Origin of the sequence: Mesorhizobium sp. M1182, from assembly GCF_040318335.1 — a bacterium.
Taxonomy (GTDB): Bacteria; Pseudomonadota; Alphaproteobacteria; order Rhizobiales; family Rhizobiaceae; genus Mesorhizobium.
Genome location: NZ_JAMYMD010000038.1, coordinates 39,587 through 51,778, shown reverse-complemented (window position 1 = coordinate 51,778; position 12,192 = coordinate 39,587). Strand labels below are relative to the sequence as shown.

The window sequence follows — 12,192 nt, the reverse complement described above, 5'->3', positions numbered from 1 at the left end:
TCGCTCCTTCGCTCAACTGCCTCTCCAAAGAATCCTTTCTCAGCCTAAACTCAACCCCAAAATCGCCATATGCGATTCCCCTGCCTCAAGGGGGGAGATCGGTAGCTTCGCCTCTCTTTCAACATTCGCGATTGGCGAAACGATACGTGACATTCAATCTCCCCCCTTGAGGGGGAGATGTCCGGCAGGACAGAGGGGGGCGCGAAGGAACTCGACGGCGGTCAGTTAGCCTGCCTTGCCGCGACGCGGCGCATCGAAATGACTCGGCGGCGGAGGATTTCCGTGCGCATCGCCGCTAGGTGCAGCGCGAAGAAAAGCACGGTGAAGCCGAGTGCCATCACCAGCAATGGCCACAACAGGCTTGGGTCGATGGTCGGGCCGCCGAGCCGGAACACCGACGCCGGCTGATGCAGCGTGTTCCACCAGTCGACCGAAAATTTGATGATCGGAATGTTGATGAAGCCGACCAGGGTGATGATGGCGGCGGCCCACGCGGCGCGCCCGGCATCGTCGAGCGCGCGGGTCAGCGCGATGATGCCGAGATACATCAGGAACAGGATGAAGACCGAGGTCAACCGCGCGTCCCATACCCACCAGGTGCCCCACATCGGCTTGCCCCAGATCGAACCGGTGATCAGTGCAAGGGCGGTGAAGACGGCGCCGATGGGTGCCGCCGATTTCAGCGCCACGTCGGCCAGCGGATGGCGCCAGACCAGCGTGCCCAGTGCCGAGACCGCCATCAGCGTGTAGCACATCATGGCGAGCCAGGCGAAAGGCACGTGGATATACATGATGCGAACGGTGATGCCTTGCTGGAAGTCCTCGGGCGCCGCGAAGCTCATGTAGAGGCCGACAGCGAGGATGATGGCGGCAACGCTCGCCAGCCACGGCACGACCTTGTCGGCCAGCCCGACGAACCGCGTCGGGTTGGCAAGGTCCATCCAGCCGGAGAGGCGTGAAGTCGTGTCGCTCATGCCGCCTTACATAGACCGCCGGCGGAGTTGCGGCAACCGCAGCGGCGGTACGGCGTCTCCCGTTCTCCCCGTGAACGGCGGGGCAATCGCATTTGGATTCTTACGAAGATGGACCCCCTACCCTAACCCTCCCCACAAGGGGGAGGGAACGCTGCCGCATGCCCTTACTTCCCCTTTTGGCGCCGAAAGGCAGGCAAATTTGCCGAGGTCAGCGCCAACGGAAGTCTCCCTCCCCCTTGTGGGGAGGGGTTAGGGGTGGGGGTACATCGTAGAGCGAAAGCCTCGGCTTTCCACCTGCGATAGCCCGCCTTCCACTGTGGATCTCACAAGGGGAGAAGGGAAAGCGTTCAGGCGGCTTCGTTCACCGGACGGCTGAGGCGGCGGACCTCCTCGTCGTTGAGCAGGCCGCCGGCGCGCAGCAGGCTGGCGAAGCGACCGTTGCGCAGCGACAGTTCGGTGAACCCGCCCATCTCGACCACCCGGCCCTTGTCCATGAACACGACCAGATCGGCGTCGCGAACGGTGGTCAGGCGGTGGGCGATGATGAAGGTGGTGCGGCCGCGCCGCAATTCGTCGATGGCGTCCTTGACGCGGTCTTCCGTCTCGACGTCGAGCGCGCTGGTCGCCTCGTCGAGAACCAGGATGGGCGCGTCCTTCAGCACGGCGCGGGCGATCGCGATGCGCTGGCGCTCGCCACCGGACAGCTGTCCGCCGCGTTCGCCGACGACCGTGTCGTAGCCCTCGCTCTTTGACAGGATGAAATCCTGCGCGGCGGCGGCATTGGCCGCGGCATGGACCTCGTCATAGCTCGCCTCCGCGCGGCCGACGCGGATGTTGTCCTCGATCGAGCGGTTGAGCAGGCCGGCATCCTGGAAGACGGTGGCGATCGAATGGCGCAGCGACTTGCGGGTCACCGTGCGGGTGTCGATGCCGTCGATCAGGATACGGCCGCTGGACGGGGTGAAGACGCGCTGCAGAAGGTTGATGAGCGTCGTCTTGCCGGCGCCCGTCGGGCCGACGATGGCGACGGTCTGGCCGGCCTGGACCTCGAACGACGCGTCGTCGACGCCCTGCCCGGAATTGCCGAACTCGAAGCAGACATTCTCGAAACGCACATGACCGGTGACGTTGACGAGATCGCGCAGCCCATCGGGCTCGGCGGCGTCGGATGCAGAGTCCTCGAGATGATAGAATTCCTCGAGCTTGGCGCGCGCCTCGGAAATCTGGTTGGCGAAGGCCGACATCTGGTCGAGCCGGGCAATCAGCAGCGTGGCAAAGCCGGTAAAGGCGATGACGTCGCCGATGCGCAACTGGCCGTGCGTCACCAGATAGGCGCCGATCAAGAGCACCACCATCATCGAAATCGTCGACGACAGGCGGTGCAGCGCGTTGGCCATCGCCCACCAGTCGAGCACCGGATTCTGTGCGTCGAGCAGGTTCTTGACGTAGCACTTCAGCGCCTCGGTCTCATGGCCGATGCGGTTGTAGCTCTGCAGGACGGCGACGTTGCTGACCGAGTCGGTCACATGCGCAAATACCTTGTGGTAGTGCCGCTCCACGGCCGCCTGGCCTTCCTTGGTGCGCCGCATCACCAGCCGTCCGATGCCGACATAGAGCGCGCCAAGCGCCAGCAGCACCATCGACATGCGGATATCCATGCTGAGCGCGGTGGGCACCAGCAGGACCAACGCAACCGCGGTCGACAGATGCTGCCGCATGAATTCCAGCCAGAGGCTGAACAAGGTCTCGACCGCGCGCAGGAGCGTGTGCAGGGAATTGGAGGTGCCGCGCTGATGATGCCAGGCAAGCGGCATGGTGATCACGCGCTCGAACGACTGGCAAAGAACCTCGCTGCGCCGCTGGTGGGCAAAGCGGTCGGCGCCGCGCGCCACCAGCACGAAGGCGATGATGTTGAACGCGCCGAGGCCGGCCCACATTGCGAGCGTCGCGAATACCGAGCCGCGGTCCGAAATGGCATCGATCACCCGGCCGAACATGATCGGCTCGAGAATGGCGATAATGGCAAGCGCGACATTCGCCCCGCAGATAAACGCAACGCGTTTCCTGTCGGCAGCGAGATAACCAAGGGCTCGCCAGTAGATTTGCAGAAGTGACACTTCAGCTACTCCGCCAATTATTTATGGTGCAGTGCGTCATTTTTTGACTCGTATCGGTTGACGCGTCGCAAAACAATGCTCGTCTAGCTCTTCCGTTCCCATTCCGCGAACAAAAGATGACGACGCTTCGAAATTTGCCGTGATCGTCTAACAGTTTGAGATAAAAGGTGAAATGTCAGCGTTGCGGCAAAATCATGGCAGCTCGAAAGCACTGCCACAATTTTAATCAGCAAGACCCTGGGCACGACGTCTAAAGTCGTGTGCAGGCATTCAGCAAGGTCAAACGCAAATATAACCGGTAGAGGCACTTGGAGCGCCCGTGCGTGCCCTGGGAACGCTAAGCGACGCTCCAAACCCTTGAATCTAGGCCGGTATTCTGACGACCACCTCGGCGCTATCTCCGGCTTTTGGCTCGAAGGACGAAGATTTGGTCTTCGTGCCATTCACTTCAAGTGAGATGGCCCGGGCCTTTTTGTCGCGGACGACGCGTACCTTGATCTCGGCGCCCAGCATCTTCAGAGTTGCCGAATAGCCGTCCCAATGGCTAGGAAGCCTCGGCGTGAACTGGAGGCGCTGTCCGCGGCGCTCTATGCCGAGAATGCTCTCGACCGCGGCGCGATAAAGCCAGCCCGCCGACCCGGTATACCAGGTCCAGCCGCCGCGGCCGCCCTTGTCTTGCCCGGAATAAACATCGGCCGCGACGACATAAGGTTCCACGCGGTAGCGCTCTGCCGCGGCTTCATCGCGCGCATGGTAGACCGGATTGAGCATTGAAAGGCAGCGGTAGGCATCGTCGGTGCGGCCCATTTCGGCGAGCGCAATGACGAACCATGTTGCCGCGTGCGTGTATTGGCCGCCGTTTTCACGGACCCCCGGCGGATAGCTCTTGATGTAGCCCGGGTCCTTTTCCGTCTTCGAGAAGGGCGGGGTGAACAGTTTGATGATGTTGAGGTCGTCGTCGACGAGCGCTTTCATCGCCTGCGCCATTGCCGTGGTCGACCGCGCCGGGTCGCCCTCGCCCGAAAGCACGCTCCAGGACTGGGCGATCGAGTCGATCTTGCACTCGTCCGACTTGCGCGAGCCGAGCGGCGTGCCGTCGTCGAAACTGCCGCGCCGATACCACTCGCCATCCCAGGCGGTGCTTTCCAGCGCCCGTTTCAGCACCTCGGCGTGCTTCGTCCAGGCCTGCACGCGCTTGGCATCGCGCTCAGCCTTGGCGACAGCGGCAAAGTCGCCCAGCGTCTTCAGCAGGAACCAGCCCAGCCACACGCTCTCGCCCTTGCCGTGCTCGCCGACGCGGTTCATGCCGTCGTTCCAGTCGCCGCCGAGGATCAGCGGCAGCCCGGCTGGGCTGCTGCGCTTGACGGCAAGATCGAGCGCCCGCGCGCAATGGTCGTAGAGCGAGGCTGTCTTCTTCGAGATTTCCGGGATGAAGAAAGCATCGTGCTCGCCTTCGCCCAGCGCCTGCCCTTCGATGAAGGGCAGTTGCTCCTTCAGGATCGCGGTGTCGCCGGTCACCAGCAGGTAACGGGCCGTGGCGTGGGCCAGCCAGACCACGTCGTCCGAGATCATGGTGCGGACGCCGGCCTCGGTGCGCGGCAGCCACCAATGCTGCACGTCGCCTTCGGGAAATTGCCGCCGCGCCGCGTTGAGGATCTGATCACGCGCCAGCTTGGGGTCATGCGCCAGCAAGGCCAAGGTATCCTGCAACTGATCGCGGAAGCCGAAGGCACCGCTCGCCTGATAGAACGCAGAGCGGGCACGGATGCGGCAGGCCAGACTCTGATAGGGCAGCCAGTGATTGACCATGGCGTCGAGTGCCTTGTCCGGCGTCTCGACCTGGATGGTGTCGAGAAAGCCGCGCCATGTGCGCTCGTTGTCAGCCAGCCGCTGATCGAAATCCCTGGAGCGATGGGTCTGCACCAGCGCGCTGGCCTCCTCGGGTGAGGCCGCGTCGCCGAGCAGCCAGAGCAGCGTGACGTCGCCGCCGGCAGCGATGTCGATGTCGCGTGCGATGGCCGCGCAGGGATCGTCGCCGGCCTCGACACGGCCGGACAGGCCGGCGCCGCTCAGCACGGCATGCGGAAACTCGCTCGTGCCTTGCCTGCCGATGAACTCGCCGCGGTCGGCGGTGACCGAATGCACAGCACCGTCGGCGGCCAGAAAGGCGATCCGCTCGCCGAAATCGAGCCCATAGGGATTTTGCGTCAGCAATGCGCCGGTTGCGGCATCCCTCGACGGAACGATGCTTGCAGCGGTGCGCGAGCGATGGCCGCCAAGAACCCATTCCGCATAGGCGTAGACGCGCAGCCGCATCGGCACCGAACCCGAATTCTGGATGCGCAGCCGCGATATCTTCACCGGATCGACGGGATCGACGACATGGGTCAGGTCCATCGACAGCGGCCCGCGTTTTGAGCGGAACGTCGAAAAACCCTGCCCGTGCCAGGTTTCGTAGGTCATTGTCGGATCACGCACCACGGCAGCCATTGGCGAGAACGCCCTGCCACTGGCGTGATCGTAGATGTAGATGCCCTCGCCCGGCCGGTTGGTGACCGGATCGTTCGACCATGGCGTCAACTGATAGTCGCGGCTGTTGCGGCTCCAGGTGAAGGCAGCGCCTTCAGCCGAAATGTGGAACCCGAACGATGGGTTGGAGATGACGTTGATCCACGGCTGCGGCGTCGTGCGCCGGCCGGCAAGACGCACGACGTAGTGGCGTCCGCCGCCGTCGAAGCCGCCGAAACCGTTCCATTGGTCGAGCCCGCTGCCGTCGACGCGGCCCTCGATCAGTGCCTGGGCGGCAGATACTTGCGACGTCGGCACCGGCAAGGACGGCTCGCGAAGCGCTGCAAGGTCTGCCGGCTGGAGGGCGGCGTCCCGCGCCTGCAGTGCCGCGGCCTCGGCACGCTCGATCTGGTCGAAGATGGTGCCGTTGCGCGTATGCAGCACCACCCGAGCGACGGCGAGCAAGGTCCTGTAGGTCGTTTCCTCCATCAGATCGCGGCGCACCGCGAAGATGTGCTGGCGGGGTCCGAGCTCCTTGCCGCGCAATCGGCTGTTTTCGCACAGCGTCTCCACCGCGCGCTGCAGGTCCTGCACGTAGGATGACGCCTGCTCGTTGACGACGACAAAATCGATCATCATGCCGCGGGCGCGCATGTATTCCTGGAAGCGAAGCGCCTGGGCGACGATCTCCAGATCGGCGACATCGGCGATCCTGACCAGGAAAATCGGAAAATCGCCGGATATGCTGGTCGGCCACAGGCTGGACTGCCTGCCGAGCCCGGAGACGATGGATTCGCCCGGAAGGCGCAGGAACGGATCGGGATAGATCAGATAGCGCGCCAGCTTCTGCACATTGGCGGCGTCGGACAGGCTGAGGCCAAGGTGCCGGGTCTGCACCTGCGAGCGCGTCCAGGCGAGCATCGCCTGGCGGGCGAAGCTTTCGGGATGGTCGAGCCGTGCGACGGCGGCATCCAATTCGGCGCGATGGGTACCGACGACGGTCCAGAACGTCAGCGAAATCTTCTTGTTGGCCGGCACGCGCACCTGCCGGCGAAGCGATGCAATCGGATCCAGGGTGAAGCCGGAATGGCCGCCAAGCTTGGCGCCGGGATCAAAGGCCGCCGCTTCGGTGATGGTGCGGCCGCGGCCGATGAAGGCGCGCCTGTCGGTTTCCGCCTCGGCGTCTCGCGCCGATCCAGACGGGTCGGTGACGAAATGCACCATGGTGACGTCGGGCTCGTCCTTTTCGCGCTTGCGCCTGGTGGCGAAGATCGCGCCGTTGTTCGGCGCGATCTCGGTTTCCACGAACATCTTCGAAAAAGCCGGATGGGCATTATCCGAGGGCTCGGAGCCCAGCACCAGTTCGGCAAACGAGGTCACTTCGATATGCCGGTCGGCGGGGCCATCATTGTGGAGCGTCACCCGTCGGCCCTCACCATTGCCTTCCGAGATGACTATGCACTCGACTTCCGAACGCAGCGATCCAATCGATTTGACGAAGCTCGCCTTGTCGTCGGAGAACAGCGTCTGCGCACGCTCGCCGGCGGCGCGCTTCGGCTCGGCGGTGGCCGACCACCAGTCGCCGCTGCTGGCGTCGCGCAGGAAAATATAGGAACCAAGGCGGTCCTCGGTCGGATCCGGCTGCCAGCGCGTGACGGCAAGTTCGCCCCAGCGGCTGTAGCCGGAGCCGGTGGCGGTGACCATGACCGAATAGCGGCCATTGGACATGACACTGGTCGAGCGCAGCGCCCTGAGCGGATCGAGCACGATGCGGGTATCCGGGCTTTCCAGCTCGGTCTCGTCCTTCGAGCGCTCGTCGGCCTCGGTCCTGACGGTCGCAGTCGGGATGTCGCGCGGCGCCCTTTCCTGCAGCAGCAATTCGGCCGACTCGATCACCGGATCGCTGTGGAAGCGGTCGCGCAGGCGCCCTTCGAAGATCGCATCGGCAACTGCGGCAATCGACATGCCGGAGTGGTGGGCCATGTAGTTGAGCACGACGGCGTGGTCGGTGCCCTCGGGGACGCGTTGCGGCGTGAAATCCACCGCATCGTAAAAACCGTGCCGGCCCAGTGCGCCCAGCCGCCTCAGCCTGGCCAGGTTCTGCACGGATTCATGCGGCGTGAACTGCGCTGCCAGCACGGTCGCGTAAGGCGCGATCACCGTGTTTTGGCCAAGGCCGCGCTTCAGGCCGAGCCCGGGCACGCCGAAATTGGTGTACTGGTAGGTCAGTTCACGGTCGCGGGCGTTGTAGGCCGCTTCCGAAATCCCCCAGGGAACGTTCTTCGAACGGCCATACTGGATCTGGCGCTTGATGATGAGCTTGCTGGTCTGGTTGAGAATGCTGCCTTGCGGCTCCTTCATCACTAACGGCGGCATCAGATATTCGAACATCGAGCCGGACCAGGACATCAGTGCGCCCTGGAAGCCGATCTCGACGATCGGCCGGCCGAGCCGGAACCAGTGCTCGGTCGGCAAATCGCCCTTGGCGATGGCGAACAGGCTGGTCAGCCGCGCCTCGGACGCCAAAAGGTCGTAGCAGCTTTCGTCGAGCTGATGCTCCTCGACCCGGTAACCGATCGACAGGAGCTTGCGCTCGGGCCGCATCAGGAACGAGAAATCCATCTCGAAGGCGAAGCGGCGCGTGCGCTCGCGCAAGGTCAGAAGCTTGGCCCGCAACGCCGCGACCGCGTTTTCGTCGCTGTGCGCGTCGTGCACATGCGCCTCGCAGGTGGCTTCGAGCCTGGCCGCCCAATCGGCGATGGTGTCGCTCTGGGTCGACGCGGCCTCGGTGTGGATGGCTGTCGCGAGCTTGCGTATCTCGCCGGCCAGGACGGCCAGGTTGATGGTACGGATCGACGCCATCTCCGGCTGCGCCTTGATCAATTCGACCGCCCGCCGCATGCCGTCGAGACGGTCGGCGAGCCGCTGGCGCAAGGGCCGCAATTGACGCCGGTCGTCGGGCAGTTCCTCAAGGCTTTCGTCGAGGATGGTGACGGTGTCGAGGATGCCTTCGAAGTCGCCCTGCACATGCACCGACGGCGCTTCGGCCCATTCGGCGCAGGCAGCGGCCACGGCCACCAGATGGCCGGCGAGATTGCCGCTGTCGACCGCCGAAATGTACAGCGGGTAGAGCGGCTTCAGGGTCGTCGTGTCGTACCAGTTGAAGAGATGGCCGCGGTCGCGCGGCATGCTCTCGATAGTCGACATGGTCGCGTCGATGCGGTTGACGGCGTCGGAGAGGCTGATCCAGCCGAAATCGCGTGCCGAAATCACCGACAGCAGGTAGACGCCGATATTGGTCGGCGAGGTGCGGGGCGCCACCACGGGGGCCGGGCTTTCCTGGAAATTATCCGGCGGCAGATGGTGATGCTCGGCCGTCACGAAGGTCTCGAAATAGTGCCATGTACGCCGCGCCACGGTGCGCAGCGCGTGGATGTCGGCGGCCGATATGCGCAGGCGGTCCTCGGTTTCGGCCGAACGGCTGATCCAGCAGGCGATGGCGGGCGAGCCGATCCAGAACAAGGCAAAGAAGAAGGCGACGAAGGCGCCGGTGGAATCGGCCAGCACCGGCACGGCGAGGCCGACGACGCCGATGATCACCGCGCCGTACATGATGCTGTAATAGGAGCCGAGATCGTTGTCGCCGCCCTTGTGTGCCTGCGAGGCGGTGCGCCATTCGAGCAGGTTCTGGCGGCTGACGAACAGGCGGTAGAGCGTGCGGATGATCGCGTCGCCCATCATCCAGGCAAGATGCGCCATCAGCACGATCTTCAGCGCCACCAGGGCGGTGCCGAAGGCAACGTCGCGTGCCAGTGCCGAGAAATGGCCGCGCGGCGTCTGATCGCCGCTCTTCGGCAGGATGGCGTTGACGATGTCGAAAGTGGGCGCCATGAACAGCGTAAGGATCAGCAGCGCCTGCCATTGCGCGGCCTGCGTGAAGGGCAGCAGCGTCCAGCCGGCGATCGCGGCCATCACCCAGAAGATCGGCGTCACCGAGCGGCGCAGATTGTCCACCATCTTCCAGCGCGACAGCGCCGGCACGTTTGAGCGCGGGCCAAGAATGAAGCCCAGAAGCTGCCAGTCGCCGCGTGCCCAGCGATGGTGGCGCGACGCGTCGACCGAATAGCGGGTCGGATAGTCCTCGACCAGTTCGACGTCGGTGACCAAAGCCGATCGCGCCAGCGCGCCTTCGAGCAGATCGTGGCTGAGGATGGTGTTTTCCTCGATGCGGCCCTTCAGCGCCGCCTCGAAGGCGTCGACATGGTAGAGACCCTTACCGGTGAAGGAACCGTCGCCGAAGATGTCCTGGTAGAGGTCCGACACGGCAAAGACGTACGGATCGAGCCCGCGATTGGCGGAAAAGACACGCTGAAAGAACGACGCCTCGTCGCCACTGGTCAGCGACGCGGTGATGCGCGGCTGCAGGATGGAATAACCTGCCGTAACCTCGCGCCGTGCGACATCGAAATGCGGACGGTTGAGCGGGTGGCAAAGCTTGCCGGCCAGCGCAGCGACGGCGTCGCGGGTGGTGCGGGTGTCGGCGTCCAGCGTCATCACGTGGACGACGCTCTCCGGCAATGGCACTTCCAACGGCAGGAAGGTGGTGTCGCTGTCGCCGCGCAGCAGAAGGTTCAATTCGTGCAGCTTGCCGCGCTTGCGCTCCCAGCCCATCCAGACGCCTTGCGACGCGTTGTAGAGCCGGCGCCGATGCAGCAGATAAAAGCGTGGCGCCCCTTCCGAGGGATAGCGGGCGTTCAGCCTGGCGATTTCGGCGCGGGCGAATTCGAGGATTTCGACATCCGCCGTATCGATCTCGGTCTTGGAGTCCGGCCAGTCGGAAAGCAGCGCGAAATAGACTTCGCCCGCCGTGTTGGCGAGGTGATGCACCTCGATGTTGCGGATGTTCTCCTCGACATCGTCGCGCGAGCCGATCAGCGACGGCACCACCACCAGCGTGCGCGCCTCGGGCGGCACACCGTGCCTGAAATCATAGCCGATGAGACGCGTCGGCTTCAAAAACAGCGAGACGACGGTGTTGAAGAACGCGAGCGCGCCTTCGCTGGCCGGCACCGCGAACAGGGCCAGCATCAGGACGATCGACGGCACCGACAGGCCGAGATTGGCAAGCGCATTGCCGGAAACGACCAGAAGCAGGACCGTCAGCGCAAACACCGGCACGACAATGCCCAGCCATCCGGTCTTGCGGAAGGTCCGGTTGAGCGTCTTGCCGATGGTCGGCCGGTAGCCGATCGACCGCTCGAGCTCCTGCCGGCGCGGGCCGACCAGAAAGAAGCCGACGTCGGTGTGAGCGATCGGACCGGTTTCGGAGCCCGGTGCAGCGGCAGCATGGCCGGCGAGCTCGATCGCCCTTTCGGCAACGCGAAATTCGGAGAGATCGGAACGGCGCGCCAGCTCCTCGATCGCAGTCCGGTACTGGTCGCGGGAAAAGAAATCGAGCGCGGCGAAATCGGTGCGTTCGCGCAGCAAGGTGTCGATGCGACTGACGCCCTCGAACCACACCGTCCAGTCGATGTCGTTGATCAGGCGCAGGCCGCGGATGATGTTGCCGGTGGTCACGTTGCCGCTGGACAGCGTGTGGTGCTCGCTGAGGATGATCTCCTCGGCGTCGGAGCCGGTCCGTTCCAGCTCGCCCTCCAGCCATTCCAGCGCCCTGCCGGCATTTTGCGAGCCGTCACGCAGCCGGTAGAGCAACTGGGTGGCGAAGGTGGTGTCCTGCGCATGGGCGCTGTAGTGGGAAAGTATCGCCTGCCGGTCGGCGCTGTCGTCCGTCGCCAGCACACGGTCGGCGACCTCGTTGGCGATCTGGCGCAGTTCCCGCGTGCGATTGACGCGGACCGCGATCCGGCGAAGGTTCTCGATCAGGACGAAGCGCAGCAGCGACGGCAGCGCCCATAATTCGCCGATCTTCAGCGGCTCGACGGACTGGAAGCCTTCGACGATCGCCTTGAACATGGCCGACGAGACGGAACTGTCGGAATGCGCGACATAGGTCCACGCGACCGCCAGGGCGCGCGGCACGCTGGATCCATCCGACAGTTTCAGCGTCGGCAACTGACGATAGAAGCGGCGCGGCAGGTCGCGCTTGACCTGAAAAATGGTCTCCTCGACCAGGTAGTTGTTATCGAGCAGCCACTGCGCCGCGGGCGTGATCGTTTCGCCCCTCGCCTGGGCAGCGTTCGTGGAACGGTAGACATCGAGAATTTTCCTGGCGCTGTCGCGGATGCGCGCCTGAAAATCGAAAGGCGTCAGACCGAACAAATCCTTGGCATCGCCATTGGCAAGGGCTGCGCCCAAAGCGCGCAGGCGATCCTCCGGCAGGAAATTGGAGCGTATCGGCTCGTCGGTGACAGCCGGGAAGCTGGCGCTCGTCTTTTCGATCTGTGCGAGATTGGTCTGGATATTCATCTAAGGTTCCGTGTTGGGGACGCAGTGCGGCGTCACCGCCACGGCAATGTCCCTAAAACCGGTCCAAATGCAATTGGTTGCATCGCAACACTTGGCCGAAAGTTTGTTTCCGCACCACGACAAGATGCCGTCTTTCGACAACTTCCAGGCGAGCACTATGAGCATCG

3 protein-coding genes are annotated in these 12,192 nt (G+C 64.1%); all 3 read right to left on the bottom strand.

Annotation, left to right across the window (positions count from 1 at the left end):
- Nucleotides 1-221: 221 nt before the first annotated feature.
- Nucleotides 222-974, bottom strand: coding sequence for a heme ABC transporter permease (locus NKH33_RS28685; RefSeq protein ID WP_352449240.1), 753 nt, complete (start codon nt 972-974; stop codon nt 222-224).
- 347 nt (nt 975-1,321) lie between these two features.
- Nucleotides 1,322-3,091: a glucan ABC transporter ATP-binding protein/ permease gene (locus NKH33_RS28680; RefSeq protein WP_352473659.1), complete on the bottom strand. Its 1,770-nt coding sequence runs from the start codon at nt 3,089-3,091 to the stop codon at nt 1,322-1,324.
- Between the two features lie 363 nt (nt 3,092-3,454).
- Complete coding sequence (locus NKH33_RS28675; RefSeq protein WP_352922683.1) at nt 3,455-12,025, bottom strand: glycoside hydrolase family 94 protein; 8,571 nt, start codon at nt 12,023-12,025, stop codon at nt 3,455-3,457.
- Nucleotides 12,026-12,192 lie beyond the last annotated feature (167 nt).

Bases quoted from the DNA above. Each gene is read 5' to 3' on its own strand.
- NKH33_RS28685 (WP_352449240.1), bottom strand. From the start codon at position 974: ATGAGCGACACGACTTCACGCCTCTCCGGCTGGATGGACCTTGCCAAC.
- NKH33_RS28675 (WP_352922683.1), bottom strand. From the start codon at position 12,025: ATGAATATCCAGACCAATCTCGCACAGATCGAAAAGACGAGCGCCAGC.